Annotated in this window: 19 protein-coding genes and 2 pseudogenes; 12 read left to right on the top strand and 9 right to left on the bottom strand. The window is 62.3% G+C overall.

Annotated features, from left to right (window positions below; all coding sequences use genetic code 11):
- Positions 1-134 precede the first annotated feature (134 nt).
- The 3 genes from MF410_RS14885 (at position 135) to MF410_RS14875 (ending at position 3,375) form a co-directional block, all read left to right on the top strand.
- Entirely contained in the window at positions 135-1,127 is a 993-nt protein-coding gene (locus MF410_RS14885) for an MBL fold metallo-hydrolase (RefSeq protein WP_097623959.1), read from the top strand.
- A 209-nt stretch (positions 1,128-1,336) separates the two neighbouring features.
- Positions 1,337-2,821, top strand: a complete 1,485-nt coding sequence (guaB, locus tag MF410_RS14880) for an IMP dehydrogenase (protein ID WP_003588358.1) — start codon at positions 1,337-1,339, stop codon at positions 2,819-2,821.
- Positions 2,822-2,823: 2 nt separating this feature from the next.
- The gene (locus MF410_RS14875; RefSeq protein ID WP_097623960.1) at positions 2,824-3,375 is read left to right on the top strand and encodes a hypothetical protein; all 552 of its coding nucleotides are present in this window, start codon (positions 2,824-2,826) and stop codon (positions 3,373-3,375) included.
- Positions 3,376-3,382: 7 nt separating this feature from the next.
- Here the strand turns inward: MF410_RS14875 and MF410_RS14870 are convergent, their stop codons facing one another.
- Positions 3,383-4,300, bottom strand: coding sequence for a LysR family transcriptional regulator (locus tag MF410_RS14870; protein ID WP_097623961.1), 918 nt, complete (start codon positions 4,298-4,300; stop codon positions 3,383-3,385).
- A 92-nt stretch (positions 4,301-4,392) separates the two neighbouring features.
- Between MF410_RS14870 and MF410_RS14865 the strand changes: the two genes are divergently transcribed.
- From MF410_RS14865 to MF410_RS14855, 3 genes and pseudogenes are all read left to right on the top strand, one after another.
- Complete coding sequence (locus tag MF410_RS14865; RefSeq protein ID WP_097623962.1) at positions 4,393-5,148, top strand: SDR family oxidoreductase; 756 nt, start codon at positions 4,393-4,395, stop codon at positions 5,146-5,148.
- Between the two features lie 108 nt (positions 5,149-5,256).
- Positions 5,257-5,672, top strand: a pseudogene (locus MF410_RS14860) (MAPEG family protein).
- 290 nt (positions 5,673-5,962) lie between these two features.
- Positions 5,963-6,604 (top strand): TetR family transcriptional regulator, encoded by a 642-nt coding sequence (locus tag MF410_RS14855; RefSeq protein ID WP_097623964.1) that lies wholly within the window; start codon positions 5,963-5,965, stop codon positions 6,602-6,604.
- Positions 6,605-6,624: 20 nt separating this feature from the next.
- Here the strand turns inward: MF410_RS14855 and MF410_RS14850 are convergent, their stop codons facing one another.
- Complete coding sequence (locus MF410_RS14850) at positions 6,625-7,581, bottom strand: LysR substrate-binding domain-containing protein (RefSeq protein WP_003588350.1); 957 nt, start codon at positions 7,579-7,581, stop codon at positions 6,625-6,627.
- A gap of 204 nt (positions 7,582-7,785) precedes the next feature.
- Between MF410_RS14850 and MF410_RS14845 the strand changes: the two genes are divergently transcribed.
- Positions 7,786-8,085, top strand: coding sequence for a DUF1127 domain-containing protein (locus MF410_RS14845; RefSeq protein WP_012556688.1), 300 nt, complete (start codon positions 7,786-7,788; stop codon positions 8,083-8,085).
- An 88-nt stretch (positions 8,086-8,173) separates the two neighbouring features.
- On the opposite strand, the gene MF410_RS14840 is transcribed toward MF410_RS14845, so the two are convergent.
- The 5 genes from MF410_RS14840 to MF410_RS14820 form a co-directional block, all read right to left on the bottom strand.
- The gene (locus tag MF410_RS14840; protein ID WP_097623965.1) at positions 8,174-9,037 is read right to left on the bottom strand and encodes a DUF937 domain-containing protein; all 864 of its coding nucleotides are present in this window, start codon (positions 9,035-9,037) and stop codon (positions 8,174-8,176) included.
- 147 nt (positions 9,038-9,184) lie between these two features.
- A complete protein-coding gene (locus MF410_RS14835; protein WP_097623966.1) occupies positions 9,185-10,558 on the bottom strand; it encodes a glutamate--cysteine ligase in 1,374 nt (457 codons plus the stop codon).
- Positions 10,559-10,704: 146 nt separating this feature from the next.
- Entirely contained in the window at positions 10,705-11,442 is a 738-nt protein-coding gene (locus MF410_RS14830) for a 16S rRNA (uracil(1498)-N(3))-methyltransferase (protein ID WP_097623967.1), read from the bottom strand.
- A gap of 16 nt (positions 11,443-11,458) precedes the next feature.
- Entirely contained in the window at positions 11,459-12,958 is a 1,500-nt protein-coding gene (locus tag MF410_RS14825; protein WP_239619831.1) for an inorganic phosphate transporter, read from the bottom strand.
- 63 nt (positions 12,959-13,021) lie between these two features.
- The gene (locus tag MF410_RS14820) at positions 13,022-13,552 is read right to left on the bottom strand and encodes an NUDIX hydrolase (protein ID WP_097623969.1); all 531 of its coding nucleotides are present in this window, start codon (positions 13,550-13,552) and stop codon (positions 13,022-13,024) included.
- A 263-nt stretch (positions 13,553-13,815) separates the two neighbouring features.
- Here MF410_RS14820 and MF410_RS14815 point away from each other — a divergent pair, with 263 nt between their 5' ends.
- Positions 13,816-14,721: a LysR substrate-binding domain-containing protein gene (locus tag MF410_RS14815; protein ID WP_097623970.1), complete on the top strand. Its 906-nt coding sequence runs from the start codon at positions 13,816-13,818 to the stop codon at positions 14,719-14,721.
- 65 nt (positions 14,722-14,786) lie between these two features.
- Positions 14,787-15,944: an adenosylhomocysteinase gene (locus MF410_RS14810; RefSeq protein ID WP_097623971.1), complete on the top strand. Its 1,158-nt coding sequence runs from the start codon at positions 14,787-14,789 to the stop codon at positions 15,942-15,944.
- Between the two features lie 110 nt (positions 15,945-16,054).
- On the opposite strand, the gene MF410_RS14805 is transcribed toward MF410_RS14810, so the two are convergent.
- Complete coding sequence (locus tag MF410_RS14805; protein WP_097623972.1) at positions 16,055-17,068, bottom strand: zinc-dependent alcohol dehydrogenase family protein; 1,014 nt, start codon at positions 17,066-17,068, stop codon at positions 16,055-16,057.
- A 134-nt stretch (positions 17,069-17,202) separates the two neighbouring features.
- Here MF410_RS14805 and MF410_RS14800 point away from each other — a divergent pair.
- Positions 17,203-18,052, top strand: a pseudogene (locus MF410_RS14800) (LysR family transcriptional regulator).
- Between the two features lie 13 nt (positions 18,053-18,065).
- Here MF410_RS14800 and MF410_RS14795 read toward each other — a convergent pair.
- Positions 18,066-18,962 carry a LysR family transcriptional regulator gene (locus MF410_RS14795; RefSeq protein ID WP_097623974.1) on the bottom strand — a complete coding sequence of 299 codons (897 nt, stop codon included), beginning with the start codon at positions 18,960-18,962 and terminating at the stop codon, positions 18,066-18,068.
- A 147-nt stretch (positions 18,963-19,109) separates the two neighbouring features.
- Here MF410_RS14795 and MF410_RS14790 point away from each other — a divergent pair, with 147 nt between their 5' ends.
- Both MF410_RS14790 and glcE read left to right on the top strand, forming a co-directional pair.
- A complete protein-coding gene (locus MF410_RS14790) occupies positions 19,110-20,549 on the top strand; it encodes an FAD-linked oxidase C-terminal domain-containing protein (protein ID WP_097623975.1) in 1,440 nt (479 codons plus the stop codon).
- Positions 20,546-21,745 carry a glycolate oxidase subunit GlcE gene (glcE, locus tag MF410_RS14785; RefSeq protein ID WP_097623976.1) on the top strand — a complete coding sequence of 400 codons (1,200 nt, stop codon included), beginning with the start codon at positions 20,546-20,548 and terminating at the stop codon, positions 21,743-21,745. The genes MF410_RS14790 and glcE overlap by 4 nt, the downstream gene beginning before the upstream one ends.
- Position 21,746 lies beyond the last annotated feature (1 nt).

Genomic DNA, 21,746 nt, shown 5'->3' with positions numbered 1-21,746 from the left:
CTGCGTGAAACGGCTTGTCCGACAACGTCGCGTGTCAAGATTGAGATATGTCTTTTCCGTCGGCAGAAGAAATCCGGCTGGAATCGACATCGGGGGCCGTGCGGCGATGCAGCACGTCATGGAAGGATGGACATATGGCAATTTCGTCGGGAATAAAGCGGCGCACCCTTTTTGCGGCAGGCCTCGGCCTGCTCGTGGCGCCGGTCATTTTGAGAGAGAAGGCCGAAGCGGCCGCGACTGGAGAAAGCAATAAAATGAATTTGACGCCTTTGCCCGAGATCAATCAATTCAAGCTTGGTTCCTATAAGTTCACCGTCGTCCGTGATGGCATCAATGTCTCCGAAAAGCCTTATGAAACCTTCGGGACCAATCAGGCCCCCGAAATAGTTCAGGCGCTGCTGACGGCAAACTTCCTGCCGGCCGACAAATTCGTGAACGGCTATACGCCGGCGCTCATCGATACCGGTTCGGATGTCATCCTCATCGATACCGGCTTTGGCGAAAGCGGCCGCGCACGGGGCGCCGGCCAGCTTACCAAGGGGCTGAAGGCCGCAGGCTATTCGACCGACGACGTCACCCTGGTGGCGCTCACCCATCTGCACGGCGATCATATCGGCGGCCTGATGGAAAACGGCGCGGCGGCCTTCAAAAACGCCCGCTATGTCGTCGGCCAGGCCGAATATGATTTCTGGTCGAACAAGGCACGCGAGGGAACGCCGGCCGAAGGCGGCCACAAGGCGGTGCTTGCCAATGTTGCGCCGCTTGCCGAAAAGACCACCTTCATCAAGGACGGTGACAGTGTCGCGCCCGGCATGACGGCAATGCTGGCGGCCGGCCACTCGCCGGGGCATATGGTCTTCCACGTCGAATCCGAGGGCAAGCGCCTCGTTCTCACCGGCGATACCGCCAATCACTATATCCTGTCGCTGCTGCGACCGGATTGGGAAGTGCGCTTCGACATGGACAAGGCGCAGGCAGCGGCCACCCGCCGCAAGGTCTTCGACATGATCGCGAGCGAGAAGATCGCCTTCCTCGGCTATCACATGCCGTTCCCGGCGGTCGGTTTTGCCGAGAAGCAGGATGGCGGCTATCGCTTCGTGCCGAAGACCTATCAGTTCGACATCTGATCGAGAGCCGTTCGGGGTTTCCCGGAATTGCTCTCTGTGCATGGCACCCATGACGAGCCCGGCGGACACGCCGGGCTTTTTGCTATTTCCTTCCTGTCATAGACGTGTTACCAGCCCTCGCCAACTTCCAAGCAATCCCATGCACACCGCCGGGGCGGACGATTCGTTTCCGGGCCAGGTTGCATTTTCTTAAATGAAGGAATTTGGCCATGGCACGCATCATTGAAACGGCAACCGGCGCGGACGCGCTTACCTTCGACGACGTGCTGCTGCAGCCCGGCCACTCCGAGGTCATGCCCGGCCAGACGAATATCGCGACCCGCATCGCCCGGGATTTTGAACTCAACATCCCGATCCTTTCTTCAGCCATGGATACCGTCACCGAAAGCCGTCTCGCGATCGCCATGGCCCAGGCCGGCGGCCTCGGTGTCATCCACCGCAACCTGACGCCGGTCGAGCAGGCCGAAGAGGTCCGCCAGGTGAAGAAGTTCGAAAGCGGCATGGTCGTCAATCCGGTCACCATCGGTCCGGAGGCAAAGCTTGCCGAAGCACTCGGTCTGATGAAATCACACGGCATTTCCGGTATCCCGGTCGTCGAGAAGTCGGGCCGCCTCGTCGGCATCCTGACCAACCGCGATGTGCGCTTCGCCTCCGATCCGGAGCAGAAGATCCACGAGCTGATGACCAAGGACAATCTGGTCACCGTCAAGGAGAGCGTCGATCAGCAGGAGGCCAAGCGCCTGCTGCATTCGCACCGGATCGAGAAGCTGCTGGTCGTCGATACCGAAGGCCGCTGCGTCGGCCTGATCACCGTCAAGGATATCGAGAAGTCGCAGCTGAACCCGAACGCCTCCAAGGATGCGCAGGGCAGGCTTCGCGCCGCCGCCGCCATCAGCGTCGGCGATGACGGCTTCGAGCGCGCCGAACGGCTGATCGAGGCCGGCGTCGACCTCTTGGTCGTCGATACCGCCCATGGCCACTCGCAGCGCGTCCTCGATGCCGTCACCCGCGTCAAGAAGCTGTCCAACTCGGTGCGCATCATGGCCGGCAACGTCGCCACCTATGACGGCACCAGAGCGCTGATCGATGCGGGTGCGGATGCCGTCAAGGTCGGCATCGGCCCGGGCTCGATCTGCACGACGCGCATCGTCGCCGGCGTCGGCGTTCCCCAGCTTGCCGCCATCATGTCGGCGGTTCAGGCAGCACAGGCTCAGGACGTGCCCGTCATCGCCGATGGCGGCATCAAATTTTCCGGCGATCTTGCCAAGGCGATCGCCGCCGGCGCTTCCGCCGTCATGATCGGCTCGCTGCTGGCCGGCACCGATGAGAGCCCGGGCGAGGTCTATCTCTACCAGGGCCGTTCCTTCAAGGCCTATCGCGGCATGGGCTCCGTCGGCGCCATGGCCCGCGGCTCGGCCGACCGTTATTTCCAGGCTGAGGTGCGCGACACGCTGAAACTCGTGCCGGAGGGTATTGAGGGTCAGGTTCCCTACAAGGGACCGGTCTCGGCCGTCGTCCACCAGCTCGCCGGCGGCCTCAAGGCGGCCATGGGTTATGTCGGCGGCAAGGACCTGAAGGATTTCCAGGAGCGCGCGACCTTCGTGCGCATCTCCGGCGCCGGCCTTCGCGAAAGCCACGCCCATGATGTGACGATCACCCGCGAAAGCCCGAACTATCCGGGCGCCGGTCTCTGATCATGAAGGCGGGCAGCGGGATTCCCCTTTGGATCATCGCGCTGCTCGCAGGCCTCTGCCTTGCCGTGCTCGCCTGGACGACCTTCGGCTTCGTCGTTCCCTTCAAGCATGAAACCGGGCAGGCGGTGCTCGATACATATTTCGCCGGTTACGACGAAGCGGCCGTCTTCCACATGCAGACGCTGCTCGATCAGAACGAGACTGCGGCGAAGCTGCTCAGCGCCATGTATTTCGGGCCGGAACTGATCTTTCCTGCCTTGCTGACGGCGCTGCTATTTCTCGCCTTGCTCAAGCTTGGCCCTCTCGGCGCGTGGTTCGGACGATCGCATCCGCTCGTCGGCCAGGCGATTTATCTGCTGCCCTTCGTCTACGGCATCGCCGACTACGGCGAGAACATCTCGAGCCTTATCGCCTTCGGCGACAGTCCTTCCGCAGGCCTTGCCGCGCAGCTGCTGCCATGGATGACAAGGCTGAAATTCGCCAGCCTCGCCATCTCGTGCATCGTCCTTGTCAGGCTTGCCATCGCCCGTTGGCTGTCGCCAGGCCGGGATTGAAGCGGCGTCAGTTCCTCCTCCGCCAAACCGGATTTGACAGTCTCGCCATCATGAAATCGGCAAGGACCTCGACCTTCGCTGGCCGGCTCCGAGCCGAAGGTGTGACGAAATACAGTGCGCCGGTCGGCAGCGTCCAGTCGGGAAGGATTGGCGTCAATTGGCCGTCGACGAGATAGTCATGCGCGAGAAATTCGGGGAGTTCGATGATCCCGAGGCCCCGTAGCGCCATCGGAACCAATGCTTGCGAATTGGTGGCCCTGAGAGAGCCGCTTGGTGAAATGACCTCCTCCTTGCCTTCGCTATTGCGCAGGCGCCAGACATCCTGTCGCGCCCTGTAGGCGTACCCGAGGCAATGGTGAGCCGTTAGCTCGCGGGGATGTTCCGGCACGCCGTACTGTTTAAGGTATGCGGGTGCTGCGAGAATGAAGCGATCCACCGGCGCCAGCCTGCGCGCGACCAATGACGAATCCGGTAGTACCGCGATTCGGAGTGCCGCATCGAAGCCGTCTCCCACGATATCGACGACGGCATCGCTCATGTGCAGGTCGATCGAAATCTCCGGAAAGAGCTCGAAAAAGTCAGGCAGGATTGGGGCCAGCCAGCGTGTCCCGAAGTCCATCGGCGCGGCAAGCCTGATGAGCCCCTTCGGTCGGGTGGCAAGCTCCCGGGCGGTGTCCTCTGCCATCTCGGCCTCGGCATAGATCCGTGCGGCGCTTTCGACCAGTCGCAGGCCGAAATCGGTCAAAGCGAGTTGTCGAGAGGTGCGGTTGAAGAGCCTTGCGCCCAACCTCTGCTCAAGACGGCTTACGGCCCGCGAAACCGTCGGCACCGACACGCCGAGCGTCTGCGCAGCCCGAACGAAAGAACGCTCCTCGGCGACCTTTGCGAACATTGCCAGTCCCTCGAAATCGGGAAATTTGTTCATTTCATTCCTGAAACAATGGCTTTCAATTCTTTCTATTCCGAAACGATACCCCCGTCCATATCTCAGCTTCAGTCGAACCAAAGGAGACGACAATGACACAACGATTGAATGCGAAGATTGCGGTTATCACCGGTGCCACTTCCGGCATTGGCCTTGCCGCAGCCAAGCGCTTCGTGGCCGAGGGCGCACGGGTTTTCATCACGGGCCGTCGCAAGGATGTTCTCGATGCAGCAATCGCTGAGATCGGCGGCGGAGTTGTGGGTATTCAGGCTGATTCAGCCAATCTCGCCGACCTCGATCGCGTCTATGAGAAGGTGAAGGCCGAGGCCGGGAGAGTTGACGTGCTCTTCGTCAACGCAGGTGGCGGCTCCATGTTGCCCCTCGGCGAAATCACGGAAGAGCAGTATGACGACACATTCGATCGAAACGTGAAGGGGGTTCTCTTCACGGTACAGAAGGCCTTGCCGCTGCTCTCGCGAGGATCGTCGATCATCTTGACGGGATCGACAGCAGGCTCGACCGGCACACCCGCCTTCAGCGTTTACGCCGCATCGAAAGCCGCCTTGCGCAGCTTTGCGCGCAATTGGATCCTCGACTTGAAGGATCGCGGCATTCGGATCAACACGCTCAGTCCTGGCCCGACGGAAACGACCGGACTGGTCGAATTGGCGGGTAAGGATCCAGCCCAACAGCAGGGCTTGCTCGATGCCCTGGCGGCTCAGGTGCCAATGGGCAGGGTTGGCCGTGCCGAGGAAGTTGCCGCTGCCGCACTCTTCCTCGCCTCGGATGATTCCAGCTTCGTTACCGGGGCCGAACTCTTCGTCGATGGCGGCAGCGCCCAGGTGTAAAGACAATATCGGCTTTAAGGATGCCAGCGGCGAGCCGCCCCTGGCATCCGCTTAACCTTTCCGCTAATGCTCCTCGCGACATGCGAAAGCGGAAAAGGAAGTGCCGAAATGACCGGCTATCAAATCTTTTGGCCACTCCTTGCCCATGTGGCGCTGGTCTACGGTCTTTATGCCCTTCTTGGGCAGCGGCGCGCAAAATGGTCCGCGCCGGCAACGTCGCGAAATCGGATTACCGCGAAAATCGCGGCGAGCCGGCTGAAAGCCTCGTCGTCAAAAACTGCCTCGCCAATCAGTTCGAACTGCCCGTGCTGTTCTATGCCTGCTGTATTCTTCTCTATGTCACCGAGTCCGATAATGTCGTCGCCGTCGGCCTCGCCTGGCTCTTCGTCGCCCTGCGGTACGCCCATGCCGCCGTCCATGTCACCAGCAACGATCTGCGCTACCGCAGCCCGCTTTTCGCCGCTGGATACCTGGCGTTGGGAGCGATGTGGGTCTGGCTCGCCGCATGGATCGTGATGGGCTGAGGACCGGCGCGAAGCCTCGTCAGGCGCCCGGGTGGACAGCAATTGTCGCTCGTCTCGGGCAGTGGCATGGATATCTCTTCGGTCAAAGAATCCTACAACTATTTCAGGTCTTTCCACCGCTGATCAATTAGCATGATATGATCTAGAGGCCTGATTTCACATGGCTTTGCCGGTCGTTAAAATGCGAGTGTTTTCATTTACGACTGATGAAGACCTGCAATGTCATACCCGCCCGACGCGCTGATTTGGCATGATGCTTACCCCGCGCGAACAATAAGAACGGGAACGACATGGGCGTAGAAAGCATGGATCGGATCGGCTTGCGCAGGAAGCCGAAGCAGGAGCGCAGTATCCAGAGGCTGGACGTCATTCTCGCCGCCGCCGCCAAGATCATTGCCGAAAAGGGCGTCAGCGCCATGCGGATGACGGAACTTGCCGTTGCCGCCAAAGTGCCGATCGGCTCGGTCTACCAGTATTTTCCCGAAAAGGCGGCGATCGTCAAAGCTCTGTTCGACCAGCACGCCGCGGCAATCCAGGCGAAGACGGCGACGATGTTCGCCGACGTTCAGACGCTCGACCAGGCGCTCGACCTCGTTTGCGACATCATCGACTGGTATTACGAGTCCTACCATGATGATCCCGTCTATCTCGGCGTCTGGATGGGAACGGAGACCGACCAGGATCTGCTGCAGTTGAACATCGAGCATAGCGGCCGCGTCGCCGGCATCTTTCAGGAGGCCGTGCGCCGGCTGGCGCCCGACCTTTGCGACGAAGAGATGTATGCGCGCACTTACCTGTTCAGCCACCTGATCGGCGCCGTCATCCGGCTTGCTGCCGTCAGCGACAAGGCCCTGGCGCGCCGCATGCTCGATGAGTGGAAACGCGTCATCCGCGCTTCCCTTTTCGCCGCGACCGCGAAGCGCGCCGCCTGACGGTACTCAGCTTCTACCTCTTACCAGCTAGGCACCATATTGGCCGCCTTCAGCCGCGGATAAAGGCGTGCCTGGGCGGATTTGACATCGGCCTCCAGCGTATCGTCGACGACGGCCGGCGTGATGTTGTCGAGGCAGGCGGTGATATGCGCGGTGATCGCATTCATCAGCGAGAGCGAAACGCCCGGGCGCTTCATGATGCCGATCTGCACCGGCGGCAGCGCCGGAAAGCCGTCCGCCTGGCTCAGCACCTTCATGCCGGTTCGCAGCGCCGATTCCGGCATCACCGAGACCGCCATGCCGGCAAGCACGGCGGCGGCAACGACGGTGCAGGACCAGCTGGTGAACAGGATCTGGTGTTCGCGCCCCACCGCATCGAGCGCCGAGCAGGCGAGCTGGCGCCATTGGCAATCGCGCCGGCCGACGGCAAGCGGCACCGGCGCGTCGTCGCGGATCGGATGGTTGGCCGAACCCACCCAGCAGAGCGGCTCGGTTCTTACCACATCGGACATGCGCTCGCGCGGATTGTGGGTGACGAGCGCGATATCGAGTTCGCCCTTGTGCATGCGCTCGGCCAGATCCACCGAGGGCTCGCAGACGATGTAGAGCTCGACATTCGGATGCGTCTTGGCGAAGCGGCCGATGATTTCGGGCATGTAGCGGTCGGCATAATCGTCAGGCGTGCCAATGCGCAGCGTCCCCTCCAGCCTGTTGTCGTCGAAGGCGGCGATCGCCTCATTGTTGAGACGGATGATGCGCCGGGCATAGTTGAGCAGTTTTTCACCCTCGACCGTCAGCCGGTTGCCGCGTCCGTCCTTGATGAACAACTGCTTGCCGATGCGCTCTTCGAGACGGCGCATCTGCATGGAAACGGCCGATTGGGTCTTGTAGACCCTGTCGGCGGCCTTGGTGAAGCTGCCGGAATCGACGATGGCGATGAAAGTCTGCAACTGGTCGAGATCAAGAGGCGCGGACATTGTGTCACCCATAAAGATAGCTGATGATAATCATTAGAAACATTCGTTGGACTGATCAATAGGTCTTTGGCATCTTCGGGATGCAAATCAAGCAAAGTGAAGGACAGACGCCCTGCCTGTCCAAGCAGAATTCAGCCTTATCCCTTCCCGCACGACCTCGCGGGAGGGGTGGGTTGTTGCGTGCCCTCGAGAAAGGAGAGTTCGATGCTTATGACAAACCGGACAACAGAACTCGACTGCGGCAAGCTCGCCCCGACGCTTTTCCAGCGTCTGGTCGCAGGCCTCGCTCCGCTGGTCTCCCTCTTTCGCGGGTTCCGCAATCGCATGGAGATCAACACGCTGCACGATCTGAATGACAGTCAGCTGAGGGATATCGGCCTGAGCAGGGCTGACCTGACCTCTGCGTTTCTGGCCTCGACCTTTTTCGAGGACCCATCGGAACATCTGACGCGCTCGGCGCGCAATCGCTGGCGCCTGCAGCTCTTCCGCTCCTACAACGAATAGGAGCGTCGAGTTTCCCCGCAGGGTGATAGCCAATAGCCCTGCCGCTTGACCCGGAGACCGGCTTTTCCCAAGCCATCTCCGGGTTTTTTTATGCCTTGGTTTCAGGCGGCTTCGGTCGGTAGGTTTCGAAGATCGCTTCCAGGTTTCTCTGGTAGGTCTTCTGCACTTCCAGCCCGCTGTCGAACATGGCGTTCAGGATCTCGGTATAGCTGTCGGCAGTGACCTTCGCCTCTTCCTTCGGCGCCTCTTGCGTCTTGGCAGCCGGTTGCTTGGCCGCCGCCGGCTGCCCAAGCCCGGCCATCATCTCCTGGAAGGCCTTGGCGAAAGGGTTGTCGAGGAAGGGGTTCGGCTGAGGTGCCGGTTCGGCCTTGGGCACCGAAAACATCTGCTGCATCGCCTGTGTGAAGGGATTGTCGAAGATGCTCGGCTGCGCGGCCTTCGGTTTCGGCGCGAAGCCGGTACTCTCAAGCCATTGCTGGATGGTCTCGCCCATCGCCGTATTGACGAAGGGGTTGATCGGCGAAGCCATCTGGCCGGTCGTCTGCTTGAAGAGCCCGCCCATCAGCGTATCGGCCAGCACCGGCAGCATCCGCTTGTAGATATCCTGGCCGATGCCGGTCATCTGTGCGGCCTGGGCGGCGACCGCCCGCGAAACCTCTTTCGAGCCGAAAAGCTGGGCAAGGATATTGTTGCCGTCGGAAATGCCCTCCGGCGTGAAGGCCCGGTTCATATCCTCGAAATAGCGCGCATAATTGCCGGAGGAGACGGCCTGCATCAGCCCGACGAAGTCATAAGGGTTGCTGGTGCTGCGCTTCAGGCCGGCAGAAAAGGCCGGCATCAGCGCCGCCATCGCCTTGGTTGCCTGTTCCTGGGCGAGGTTGAACTGGCGGGCGATCGCTTCCATCGCCGCGCCGTTCTGCGCCTGCATCATCATGTCGAAGAGTGGCAGCATGGAGGTCCCTTTCCCCGAGTCGTGACGCGTGTCACGCCACTATATCCGGAAAAGGAAATGTGCAAACGGCTTTTTGCCATAAGAACTTAAAGCCGTACTGCAAAGCTGCCGGGTGGTTTTCCGAGTTGGCGAAGACCCCGGGCAGGCTCAGTACTGATAATCCTCGAACACCGGTTCGACGGAGTCGTTCCAGCGGCCGTGATAGAGCGAAAGCAGATCCTCGGCGAGCGTCGCCTTCTTGGCGAGCACCTCGTCGAGCGGCGCCAGGAAGATCGTCTCGTCCTGGCCTTCCCGGTTGAGCTTGCCGCGCGCCTTGAGGCCGGCCCTTGAAATGCCGACCACTTCGCGCGCCATGTCGAAGAGCGGATGCCTGCGAAATTCAGCCTTCAGCCCTTGCGCCGGAACGGCATCGCGCAGTGCGCCGATCTCGGCAAAGTTCCAATCTTTCGTCAACTGGTCGGCGGCGTCGAGTGCGGCATCGTCGTAAAGCAGACCGACCCAGAAGGCCGGCAAGGCACAGATGCGCCGCCACGGGCCGCCGTCGGCGCCGCGCATTTCCAGGAAACGCTTCAGCCGCACGTCGGGGAAGAGCGTCGAAAGATGGTTCGTCCAGTCGCCCATCGTCGGCGCCGGATCGGCGATCTCACCCTTCAATGCGCCATTCATGAACTGGCGGAAAGTGACATGGGTACAGTCGTGATAGCGGCCGTCGCGAACGATGAAGTACATCGGCACATCGAGCGCCCATTCGGCATAGTCGCGGAAACCGAAATCGTCGCGGAAGGTGAAATCGAGCAAGCCCGAGCGCCGGTTGTCGGTATCGCGCCAGATATCGCCGCGCCAGGAGAGCAGCCCGTTCGGCTTGCCCTCGGTGAAGGGCGAGGATGCAAAGAGGGCGGTTGCCAGCGATTGCAGCTTCATCGAAACGCGCATTTTCTTGCGCATGTCGTCTTCAGAGGAAAAATCGAGATTCACCTGGATCGTGCAGGTGCGGTACATCATGTCGAGACCCTGGCTGCCGACTTTCGGCATATAGCGGGTCATGATCTCGTAGCGCGATTTCGGCATGTGCGGGGTTTCCGCATAGGTCCATTTCGGGCTGCCGCCGATGCCGAGGAAGCGAATACCCATCGGCTCGGCGATTTCGCGCAGCGTCGCCAGATGCTGGTTCGATTCCCTGCAGGTTTCGTGGATCGTTTCCAACGGTGCGCCGGAGAGTTCGAACTGGCCGCCGGGCTCGATCGAGATCGCGCCCATGCCGCTCTGCTCGGCAAGCCCGATGATGTTGCCGCCGTCCATGATCGGCTCCCAGCCGCTTTTCGCCTGCAGGCCGGTCAAAAGGGCTGAAATGCTGGCATCGCCGAAATAGGGAACCGGGCTGTTGTCGGCGCGGAAGAAGGCGAATTTCTCGTGTTCGGTGCCGATCCGGAAGCGCTCCCGCGGCTTGTTGCCGGCGGCGATATAATCGGTCAGATCCTGAACCGAAGAGAGCGGTGTCTGGTCGGTGGTGTCGCGGGCCATGCGGGGTACCTGTATTCAAAAAGGCGCCCAGGGGCCGGGCAGCTGGAAGGCTGATTAGGACCCAAGTCACGTATGTTGCAAGTGAAATTCTTTCAATGACGCATCAAAAAAATAACAACGATTTCCATGTCCACCCGTTTTTCTCGTCAGTTCCAGTCGCCGATCGCCGCCTGCACCACGGCGAGCGCCGCAACGGCTGCCGTATCGGCCCGCAGGATGCGCGGTCCAAGCGGAATGGCGGTGACGAAATCGAGGCTTCGAAGCCGCGCCCGCTCTTCCTCGGAAAAGCCGCCTTCCGGCCCGACGAGCAGCGCGAGGTGCCTTTCCCGGATCGCCGACAGCACCGGCAGCGGGTTTTGCCCGGCATCGCCCTCGTCGCAATAGATGATGCGCCGCTCTTTCGGCCAGCGGTCGAGCAGGTCGAGAAGCCGCACCGGCTCGGCGACATCGGGAATGCCGAGAACGCCGCATTGCTCCGCCGCCTCGACGACATTGGCACGCAGCTTGTCGAGATTGGTGATCTTACCCTGTACGTGCTGGGTCATGACCGGTTGCAGCAGGCCGGCGCCCATTTCCACGGCCTTCTGCACGAGATAATCCATGCGGCCGACCTTGAGCGGCGCAAAGAGATAATGCAGGTCGCAGGGTGCCGGCTGCGGCCGCGTCTCTTCGATCGCCGTCAGCAGGATGCGTTTGCGGGTGGGGAAGGTGAGGGTGGCCTTCCACTCGCCGTCGCGGCCGTTGAAGAGCAGGACTTCCCCACCTTCTTCCATCCTCAGCACATTGGCGAGATAGTTGAACTGGTCGGCAGTCGCCTCGAGGGCGGCGCCGCCGGAAAGCGGCGCGTCGACGAAAAGCCGTTGCATGCGGAAATTGGCGCGCATTTAGGACCCGTGAGTTTCAGACGAAAAGCGCGAACATAACCCAATAAATCACTGCCGCAAGCGCTGCCGAAACCGGCACGGTGACGATCCAGGCGGCAATGATCGTCATGAAATGCGAGCGGCGCACGAGATAGCGCCGCCGCGTCTCGTGGATGTTCGGATCCTCCGGCTCGTCGATATCGAAGCTCTCGGCCCTGCGCCTGATATAGGCGATGCGACGCTTCGAATGGCGGGTGTACCATTCGCGGAAGAAGCCGACGCCGAAGACGGAGCCGACGGCGATATGCGTGGTGCTGACCGGCAGACCGAGCCAGGAGGCGACAATGACGGTGAAGGCGGTCGATAGCGCGACGCAATAGGCCCGCATCGGATTGAGCTTGGTGATCTCCTCGCCGACCAAGCGAATGAGGCGCGGCCCGAACAGCAGCAGGCCGACGGAGATGCCGAAGGCGCCGATCAGCATCACCCAGAGCGGCGGATGGCCAACGCCGTCACCGCCGCCGATGCCGACCGAGTGGACGATCGCCGAAAGCGGCCCGACCGCATTCGAAACGTCATTTGCGCCATGTGCGAAGGACAGCAGCGCCGCCGAGCCGATGAGTGGCAGCCGGAACAGCAGCCGCAGCGAGCTGTTGCGGTTTTCGAGATTGCGCGCCTGGGCGAGCACAAGCGGCCGGGCAATAAGCCAGCTCACCAGCCCGATGCCGATGCCGATAAGGATGATGGTGAAAGACGGAAATTTGCCGGTGGGCGACAGCTGCAGCACCATATAGGCCATGAAGCCGCCGGCCATCACCCCGACCAACACCGGCACCCAGCGCCGAGCCGCCGCGATCTTGTCGTCGCGATAGATGATCAGCGTCTTGACGAAATAAAGCAGTCCGGCCGCGATCAGTCCGCCGATCAGCGGAGAGGTGATCCAGCTCGAGGTGATTTCCAGCATCACCCGCCAGTTCACCGGTTCCGTCCCGACGGCTGCGATGCCGGCGCCGATCACCGCGCCGACGATCGCATGGGTGGTGGAAACCGGCGCATTCATCCAGGTTGCGAGATTGATCCAGAGGGCGGCCGCCATCAGCGCTGCCATCATGATCCAGCCGAGCAGCGCCTGCGGCACCTCGACGGTATCGACGATATTCGAGGAAATCGTCTTGACGACCTCGCCGCCGGCGACCGTGGCGCCGAGAACTTCGAAAATAGCGGCGATGACCAGCGCCTGACCCATCGTCATGGCGCGCGCCCCGACGGCCGCACCGACATTGTTGGTCACGTCATTGGCGCCGATGTTCATCGCCATGTAGCCGGCAAGCGCCGCCGCCGCCACGACGAGCACCGCTCCCGGTTGGTCGAGCACATAGACACCGGCAAACAGCATGGCGAAGCCGACAAAGATCAACCCGAGGCCAGGCGCCACCAGCCGCCGCAAAACATGCTTCGCCGCCTCCTCGGCATGGGTTATTTTGTCGAGATCCTTGTCGAGCGTGCGTTTCGTGAGGACTGTGGGACGTGGCGGCATTCTTTATTCCGGGGATGAAATCTGCTTCTACGCCACTTTCCTAGCAGCGCAAGATGGCAGGATTCATTCCGCCGGGATTTGCTTTCCCGCAGATCCCTGCTTTGCCGCTTTGGCCGAAAGCCGCTCAGTTATCTTTCGCTTGAAGGCCAGGAAAAGGCCGCGCAGTTCCGGCTCGCGCACGCGCCCCGCCGCCTCGTCGAACGAGACCCATTCGATGCGGCGTTCACCCTTTTCCTTGAAGTTCTTCGCCATGTCGGTGACTTCGAGCGCATAGACCTGCACCTTGCAGGCCACCTGTACGCCGTCCCGCAGGACTTTCGAATAGCTGTAAGCGCCGAGCGTCTCCGTCTCGACCGCGCCGCGGACGCCGGCTTCCTCAAAGGCCTCCTGTGCGGCGACCTCATGAGCGCATTTACCCGTCATCGGCCAGCCCTTGGGAATGACCCAGCGGCCGGTGTCGCGGCTCGTCATTAGCATCACCTCGACATCGTCACTCTTCTTTTTCACCCGATAGCAGATCGCACCGTATTGCTGTCGCGGCGGACGCCGGAACATCAGTTGCACATCGGATGCCAATCGGGCGAGAAGAGTCAATTGTCGGGTCACCTTCGCAGTGGTTGTTAGGAATCACTCATATACGTGTATCACGAAAAGCTTACACAATCCAAAGCCGCGGACGTTCCGAAACGGGATTTGATCGCCGTTCAATAAGGGAAATCGAGCTGGGGCAGGCTCAGAAATCCGTCACGTCGTGTCTCGAATGCGTCGCATTGCACAGGTGTTCAATATGGCGCGGTCTTGCCTTTCCTTCAATGGCAAGATCAAGTGATCCACTGTCATTTCTGATCGTGGTAATCATGCGTCTTCCACCGCTCAATGCCGTCCGCGCCTTCGAGGCCGTCTGCCGCCACGGCAGCATTCTGAAGGCCGCCGAAGAGCTGAAGGTGGTGCGCGGCGCGGTGCGCCAGCAGATTGCCACGCTGGAGGGTCACTTCGGCCGCAAGCTCTTTGTTCGTGACGGCCGCCGGCTGGTCCCGACCGGAGAGGCGAGCGCTTTCGCCGCAGCATCGAGCGCGGCTTTCGACATTCTGCAACGCGCTGCTTACGAGCTCTCGGGCATCGTGCCGGGCCGCATCCGGCTCGGCGTGCCCTCCGCCTTCGCCGTCTGGTGGCTGATGCCGCGTGTTGCCGACATGCAGGCGAACCTCGGCGATACGGCGGTCGATATCGTGCCGATGACCGTCGTCGAACCATTGCAAATGCACCCGGAACTGGACGCGGTGATCATGGGCGGCGAATACCGGCCGGCTGCCGGCGTGACCGCGGTGCGCTTCATGGAAGACGAGTTCGGTCCGGTCGCAACGCCGGCGCTTGCAGCGACGCTCTCGGAGAGCCCGGCGGCGATGGGCCGGCTGACGATGCTTGCGAGCCGCAGCGTTCCAAAACTCTGGGACGAATGGTTTGCCGAAAGCGGCACGCCGCCGGTCGTCTTTTCCCGCGCCCAAGAATTCGAGGATTTGCTGCTGGCGCTCGGTGCCGCCCGCTCCGGGCTCGGCATCGCCCTTGCGCCGCGCGCCTCGATCGAGGACGATCTTCAGCGCGGGCAGCTGGTCGCGCCCTATGGTTTCATCGCCCGGCCGTCCGGCTACAGCCTCTGCTGCCGCACGCCGGATGCAAAACGTCCGGCTTTCGCCGCTTTGTCCGGCTGGCTGCGCCAATCCGGGCGCGGAAAGGGCAGTTTTTCTGCTCCAACATCAGAATAAACTCCATATTCGCCGCCCTGTGGCATCGCTAGAAATAGCGGGATATCGGCAACAGGGATGAGATGATGGAAAAGACCGCGACGCGCATCGACTGGATCGGCGGCAGCTGCCGGCTGCTGAAGGCGACGGCAGCCGAATTCGAGCGGACGCGGCCCTTCGAGGGACTGTCGATCGGCACGGGCATTCATCTGGAGCCGAAGACGGTTGCGCTGCTGATGACGCTTCGCGCCGGCGGGGCGCGCCTCGTCTGCACCGGCAATCTCAACAGCACCCAGCCTTCGACGGTCGAGTTTCTGCGTTCGCAGGGTTTTACGGTCTTCGCCACGCAGACGATCGATCCGGCCGCCCATCATGCCAGCCTCGAAGCGGTGATAGCCGAAAGGCCGGATCTGCTGCTCGACAATGGCGGCGATCTCTTCGCCATCGCGGCGGAAAAACCCCATGCCAATCTCCGTGGCGGCACTGAGGAAACTACCTCGGGCCGCACCCGCTTGCTGCCGCTGCGCGAACGCCTCAATATGCCGATCCTCGTCATCAACGACAGCCCGATCAAGCAGTTCGCCGAAAACAGGCATGCCGTCGGACAAAGCCTGTTCGAAAGCTATTTGCGCTTCACCAACCGCTCGACCAACGGCAAACGCGTGACGGTGTTCGGCTACGGCGCCTGCGGCAAGGGCACGGCCGCCTGTTTCCGCAACGCTTTTTCCACCGTCAGCGTCGTCGAAATCGACGCCGTGACGACACTCGAGGCCCATCTCGATGGTTTCGCCACGCCGCTGCGCGAGGCGGCAATCCGCTCGGCCGATATAATCGTCACCGTCACCGGGTTTGCCGGCATCGTCACGGCAGCCGACCTGCCGCTCGTCAAGGATGGCGCGATCCTGATGAATGGCGGCCATTTCCCGCATGAGATCGATGTCGAGGCCTTCCGCCGCCATCCCGATGTCATCGGCATCGATCGCTACGAGGCCGATCATATCGAGACCTTCCATCTGCGGGACGGCCGCTCCTTCCACGTGCTGGGCGGCGGCCACATGGCCAATCTCGCCGGCCCGCGGCCGCTCGGCAACACGGTCGAATCGATGGATCTCGGCTTCACCCTGCAGGCCCGCTGCCTGGAACGCATCGCCAGGGGCGAGGCCGGTCCCGAAGCCTGCGTCGTGCCGGTGCCCAGGGATATCGACGCGATGGTGGCCAATGCTTATCTTGATCTCACGTGCTGAGGAAGATGCCTAAAAATGTGAGTGTTTTCGGACGACACCAGGCGCAACTCTCTCATTTAGCGAAGGAATAGATCTAAGGCCGACCGGAGCCTCAAATCATCCTGTTCCAGTCATTCGGCACCGTGAGATCCGTCGATGTCGACGACGACCTTCCCGTCCGCCTGCCGGTTTTCGATCAGCCGATGTGCCTCGTCGGTATCGTCAAGTGTGAAGCGGTGCGGGTCGAGCCTCGGCATCACCTTGCCGGCTTCGACCAGTCTCGTCATTTCCCGCATAATCTCGCCGTGATGTGGGCGTCCTTCGCTGGTTAGAAGCGGGAGCAGCGTGAAAACCCCGGAATAGGTCGCCGCCTTAAAGGAGAGCGGCGCCAGCGCGTGATTTCCCCAGCCAAGGCAGCTCACCACATGGCCGAACCGGCTGACGGCCTGGAATGCCGTATCGAGCCCCTGGCCGCCGACCGTGTCGTAGACCAGATCGAAACCTTTGCCACCGGTATGTCTAGCGACATAGCTTTCTACTGTTTCCGCGGCACGATCGATCGGCGTTGCACCTAGGCCGGCGAGATAGTCCGCTTTCGAAGCGCCGTCGACGACATAGACCTCGGCTCCAGCAGCCTTGGCGATCTGGGCGACGATATGGCCGACACCGCCGCCGCCAAGCACGAGGACCTTGCGGTCGGCGCTGACCCCGGCGCGGTCGACCAGCCCTTCCCAGGCGGTAATGGAGATCAGCGGCAGGGCGGCTGCCTCGCGCATCGAAAGGTTCTGCGGCTTTGGCGCCAACAGCGCGGCGTCGACCGCTGCGAATTCGGCAAGCGATCCCTGAACGCCGCCGACCCCGCCGGTCATGCCATAAACGGCGTCGCCGCGACGGAAACCGCCGACGCCAGGTCCGATCTCTTCGACGATGCCGGCCATATCGATGCCAAGCACGGCCGGAAGCGGGTGGCGCGCATGGGCCGCATTGCCGGCTCTGATCTTGAGATCGAGCGGATTGACCCCGCTCGCCAAGATACGCACCAGGACTTGGCCTTCACCAGGCACAGGCTTCGGAACATCGGCGATCCGTAATGGCGAATTCGGCGATTCCGCCAGCATCACTTTCATCGTTGATTGTCTCGACATGCAATTCTCCTTCGTTCGCGCGGCCTCTACGGTCGCAACGGGCTTTCCTGGAAGAAAGATCGCTCATTGAAACGCGAATGAAAATAAAAGAAAAAGACTGCAGCCCATGCATTTTTGTTTGATGGATACGCGCGATGGAATGGAGCGACCTGAAGATTTTTCTGGCGATCGCGCGGTTCGGAACGCTCGGAGCCGCAGCCCGCAGCCTCGGTTTGACCCAACCGACGATGGGCCGGCGGTTGCGTGCCCTGGAAGCGTCTGTTGGGCAGACGTTATTTCAGCGCACGACTGAGGGCTTCGTGCTGACCGAGGAAGGCGCGGCCGTGCTCGCCGGTGCCGAACGCATCGAGGAGGAGACGCTTGCTATGGAGCGCATCCTTGCCGGTGGCAGCCGCCAGCTCGGTGGTTTTCTCAGGCTGTCCTCGTCCGACTGGTTCGGTGCGCATGTGCTTTCGCCGGTGCTGGCGGAATTCTCGCAACTCCATCCCAAGGTGGTGGTCGAACTATTGACCGACAGCCGGCTGCTTAGCCTGCCACGACGCGAAGCCGACCTCGTTTTTCGTATTCAGCCCTTTACGGAAGCGGAGATCATATCCCGCAAGCTTATCCATATTAAATACGGCCTTTACATCCGTCGCGGCGCGCCGCACCCGAGGGCATTTGAAGGGGTGGGCGCCCGCCTCGTCACCATGGACCAAGCTTTCGGCGACATGCCGGATGCCGGCTGGCTGCAACGGCTCTTGCCGCGGGCCGAAATTGTCATGCGCAGCAACAGCCGCGATGTTCAGGCGGCGCTCTGTGCCAATGGAGCGGGGCTCGCCGTCCTGCCGCGGCCTCTCGGCGATTCGCTTGCTGCCATCGAACTGGTCGATCTCGGTGAGGCGCCGCCCGGCCGGGACACCTGGATCGGCTATCACCGCGACATGAAGCGCCTGGCGCGACTGCGCGCCCTGCTGGATCGTCATCGAGAGGCTGGCGCGCTGAGCGAGCACCGCCGTCAGCGTTCCCAATAGGGGACAGGTCCGTAAAGCTCGGCGAGATAGTCGATGAACAGCCGCACCTTGGCCGGCAGGAATTGCCGGCTGGGATAGACGGCCGACAGCGCCACATTGTGCGAGCCCTCATAGGCGGGCAGCACTTGCACCAGCTTCCCGGCTTTGAGCTCTTCGCCGATATCCCAGGTGGAGCGCAGCGCGATCCCGAGGCCTGAGATGACTGCCTCGCGGATCACCTCACTGGAATTGGTGACCAGCATTCCCTCCGGCCGCAGGCTGAGCATTCCGTCCGGCCCGTTCAGCCGCCAAGTGTCGCCATTGTGCGCCGGCAGGCAGCGATGATGTTTCAAATCGTCGATATCTCTAGGCTTGCCGTGTGCCGCGAGATAATCCGGCGAGGCGCAGAGCAGCCGGCGCACCGGTGCCAGCCGCCGGGCGACGAGGCTCGAATCGGTGAGTTCGGCAATGCGGATCGCCAGATCGAAGCCGCCGCCGACGATGTCGCTGAATTCATCGGTCAGCACCAGGTTGATCGCCAGCTCCGGATGCGTTTCCATGAACGCCTTCAGATGCGGCGCGATGTGCATGCGCCCGAAGGAGGTCGGCGCTGAGATTTTCAGCGTCCCGTGCATCTGCGCCGAGCGGCCGGAAATGTAGAATTCCGCCTCTTCCAACCCGGCGAGGATACCGAGGACGCGGTCGTAGAAGCCCTGGCCGGCTTCCGTCAGCGAGATCTGCCGCGTCGTGCGCTGCAACAGCCGGGTGCCGAGCCGGTCCTCCAGCCGCTTGATCCGCTTGGAGACGACGGCCGGGGAAAAGCCGAGCGCCCGCCCGGCAAGCGACATGCTGCCCGTCGAAACGACCTTGGCAAAGATTTCGAGATCGCCCAGATTGGTCATACGGTTTTCGATTTTTTCCCCTTTTGGCATAAGTGCTTAGCATTTGCGCCGCTTTCGGGAAAGTGCTAAGCCGATTTATCGGCGGCAGAAGGTTCGCCGCCGGTTCCTGTCGTCATTTTCCCGATGAAAGGGGCTAGGGAGCACGCCATGTCCGACGCCATCCCGTTTCTCAAACCCCGAGCCGATGTCCTGGCGCGCCGAGCCCAGATCGTCGCCGATCTCACCGATCTTCTGCCGCCGGAATGCCTGGTGCATGAGGCGCGCGAACTGGTTCCCTTCGAGACCGACGCTTTCGTGTCCTATCGCCGCCTGCCGCTCGCCGTCGCCCTGCCGCGCAGCACGGCTGAGGTTTCGGCGGTCATGCGCTATTGCCACCGCTACGGCATTCCCGTCGTGCCGCGCGGTGCCGGCACCTCGCTTTCGGGCGGCGCCATTCCGCAGGAGGATGCCGTCGTACTCGGCCTGTCGAAGATGAACCGCATCCTCGAGATCGATCTGCCGAACCGGGTCGCCGTGGTTCAAGCCGGTGTCACCAATCTCAATATTTCGGAATCCGTCTCGGCGGACGGCTTTTTCTACGCACCCGATCCGAGTTCGCAGCTCGCATGCACCATCGGCGGTAATATCGGTATGAATTCCGGCGGCGCACATTGCCTGAAATACGGCGTCACGACCAACAATCTGCTCGGCGTCCGGATGGTGCTGGTCGACGGCACGGTGATCGAACTCGGCGGCAAGGCGCTGGATGCGGCGGGTTACGACCTGCTCGGCCTCGTCTGCGGTCACGAAGGCCAGCTCGGCATCGTCACCGAGGCGACCGTGCGGCTGATCGCCAAGCCGGAGGGCGCGCGCCCGGTGCTCTTCGGCTTCGAAGCTTCGGAAGAGGCCGGCGCCTGTGTCGCCGATGTCATCGCCGCCGGCATCATCCCGGTTGCGATAGAATTCATGGACAAGCCGGCGATCGAGATCTGCGAGGCCTTTGCCCATGCCGGTTATCCCCTCGACGTAGGCGCTCTTCTGATCGTCGAGGTCGAAGGCTCGGAAGCAGAAATGGACGCCACGCTGAAGGACATTGTCGAGATCGCCCGCCGGCATGGCGTCAAGACGGTGCGGGAATGTCAGTCGGCGACCGAAGCGGCGCTGATCTGGAAGGGCCGCAAATCCGCCTTCGGCGCCACCGGACGCATCGCCGACTATATCTGCATGGACGGCACCGTGCCGCTCAGCCAGCTTTCCCATGTGCTGAAAAAGACGGCCGAGATCATCGATCATTACGGCCTGCGGGTCGCCAATGTCTTCCATGCCGGCGACGGCAACATGCATCCGCTGATCCTCTTCAACGCCAACGATCCCGAGGATGCCGCCCGCGCCGAGGCCGCCGGCAACGATATTCTCAAACTCTGCGTCGATGCCGGCGGCTGCCTCACCGGCGAACATGGCGTCGGCATCGAGAAGCGCGACCTGATGCGGCACCAATATTCGGAAGTCGATCTCGCCCAGCAGATGGCGGCGCGCGCCGCCTTCGATCCCGGCTGGCTTCTCAATCCGTCGAAGGTCTTTCCGCTCGAAGGGCGCCCCGCCGCATGATCGATCTGATGCCGACGAGCGAGGAAGAGGCGGCAGCGATCGTCCGCACCCATGCCGGGAGCGGCCGGCCGCTGGCTATCTGCGGCGGCGATAGCCGCGCAGGCTTCGGCAATGCCGTTGCCGCCGAGGACCGGCTGCGCTCGACCGGGCTTGCCGGCATCGTCGCCTATAATCCCGGCGAAATGGTCATGACGGTGCGATCGGGAACGCCGCTCGCCGAGGTCGAGGCGGCGCTTGAGGAGAGTGGCCAGATGCTCGTCTTCGAGCCGATGGATCATCGCCCTGTCATGGGCACATCGGGCGAGCCGACCATCGGCGGCGTCTTTGCCGCCAATGTCTCCGGCCCGCGCCGGCTCGTTGCGGGGGCTGCTCGCGACAGCCTGCTCGGTGTACGCTTCGTCAACGGCAAGGGCGAGATCATCAAGGCCGGCGGGCGGGTGATGAAGAATGTCACCGGCCTCGACCTCGTGAAGCTGATCGCCGGCTCGCACGGCACGCTGGGCTTCCTCACCGAAGTCACCTTCCGGGTGCCGCCGCGTCCGAAGACCGAGCGCACGGTGGTACTGTCGGGCCTCAACGACGCCGAGGCGGCCAACGCCATGGCGGCGGCAATGGCGCTGCCGGTCGAAGTCTCCGGCGCCGCCCATCTGCCGCTGACGGTGACCTGGAAATTCCTCGCCGGAAACCTGCCCGAGGGCGAGGCGACGGTGCTGCGCATCGAAGGTCTCGCCGGTTCGGTTGACGCGCGCTTGGAAAAACTTGCGGCAGCAATGTCGGCCTTCGCAGCGGTCACGCGGCTGGACGCGCCGGAAAGCCGCCGGCTCTGGCAAGAAATCCGCGATGTGCTGCCCTATGCCGACGGCACGGCGCGGCCGGTCTGGCGCGTCTCGGTCGCCCCCGGCACCGGCCATCTGCTGGTTGCAGCCCTTCGCCTCGAAGCCGGCGTCGATGCCTTTTATGATTGGCAGGGCGGTCTCGTCTGGCTGCGCATGGAAGCCGGCCCCGAAGGCGAGCTGGTCCGCCGCTACATCAAGGCGCTCGGCGGTGGCCATGCGACGCTGATCCGTGCATCGGAGCAGGTGCGGGCGGCAACCGCGGCGTTTCATCCGGAGGCCGAGGCGGTGGCGATGCTGTCGCGGCGGGTGAAAGAGAAGTTCGATCCGGCGGGGATCTTCAATCCGGGGAAGATGGGGTGAG

This window comes from Rhizobium sp. C104, from assembly GCF_022354505.1.
In the GTDB taxonomy this organism is placed as follows: domain Bacteria; phylum Pseudomonadota; class Alphaproteobacteria; order Rhizobiales; family Rhizobiaceae; genus Rhizobium; species Rhizobium redzepovicii.
Note: the sequence above shows the minus strand (reverse complement) of the source record. Positions and strands in the feature narration are given on the sequence as shown.

Excerpts from the sequence above, each read along its gene's own strand:
- MF410_RS14885 (WP_097623959.1), top strand. The coding sequence starts at position 135 with ATGGCAATTTCGTCGGGAATAAAGCGGCGCACCCTTTTTGCGGCAGGC.
- guaB (WP_003588358.1), top strand. The coding sequence starts at position 1,337 with ATGGCACGCATCATTGAAACGGCAACCGGCGCGGACGCGCTTACCTTC.
- MF410_RS14875 (WP_097623960.1), top strand. The coding sequence starts at position 2,824 with ATGAAGGCGGGCAGCGGGATTCCCCTTTGGATCATCGCGCTGCTCGCA.
- MF410_RS14870 (WP_097623961.1), bottom strand. The coding sequence starts at position 4,300 with ATGAACAAATTTCCCGATTTCGAGGGACTGGCAATGTTCGCAAAGGTC.
- MF410_RS14865 (WP_097623962.1), top strand. The coding sequence starts at position 4,393 with ATGACACAACGATTGAATGCGAAGATTGCGGTTATCACCGGTGCCACT.
- MF410_RS14855 (WP_097623964.1), top strand. The coding sequence starts at position 5,963 with ATGGGCGTAGAAAGCATGGATCGGATCGGCTTGCGCAGGAAGCCGAAG.
- MF410_RS14850 (WP_003588350.1), bottom strand. The coding sequence starts at position 7,581 with ATGTCCGCGCCTCTTGATCTCGACCAGTTGCAGACTTTCATCGCCATC.
- MF410_RS14845 (WP_012556688.1), top strand. The coding sequence starts at position 7,786 with ATGCTTATGACAAACCGGACAACAGAACTCGACTGCGGCAAGCTCGCC.
- MF410_RS14840 (WP_097623965.1), bottom strand. The coding sequence starts at position 9,037 with ATGCTGCCACTCTTCGACATGATGATGCAGGCGCAGAACGGCGCGGCG.
- MF410_RS14835 (WP_097623966.1), bottom strand. The coding sequence starts at position 10,558 with ATGGCCCGCGACACCACCGACCAGACACCGCTCTCTTCGGTTCAGGAT.
- MF410_RS14830 (WP_097623967.1), bottom strand. The coding sequence starts at position 11,442 with ATGCGCGCCAATTTCCGCATGCAACGGCTTTTCGTCGACGCGCCGCTT.
- MF410_RS14825 (WP_239619831.1), bottom strand. The coding sequence starts at position 12,958 with ATGCCGCCACGTCCCACAGTCCTCACGAAACGCACGCTCGACAAGGAT.
- MF410_RS14815 (WP_097623970.1), top strand. The coding sequence starts at position 13,816 with ATGCGTCTTCCACCGCTCAATGCCGTCCGCGCCTTCGAGGCCGTCTGC.
- MF410_RS14810 (WP_097623971.1), top strand. The coding sequence starts at position 14,787 with ATGGAAAAGACCGCGACGCGCATCGACTGGATCGGCGGCAGCTGCCGG.
- MF410_RS14805 (WP_097623972.1), bottom strand. The coding sequence starts at position 17,068 with ATGTCGAGACAATCAACGATGAAAGTGATGCTGGCGGAATCGCCGAAT.
- MF410_RS14795 (WP_097623974.1), bottom strand. The coding sequence starts at position 18,962 with ATGACCAATCTGGGCGATCTCGAAATCTTTGCCAAGGTCGTTTCGACG.
- MF410_RS14790 (WP_097623975.1), top strand. The coding sequence starts at position 19,110 with ATGTCCGACGCCATCCCGTTTCTCAAACCCCGAGCCGATGTCCTGGCG.
- glcE (WP_097623976.1), top strand. The coding sequence starts at position 20,546 with ATGATCGATCTGATGCCGACGAGCGAGGAAGAGGCGGCAGCGATCGTC.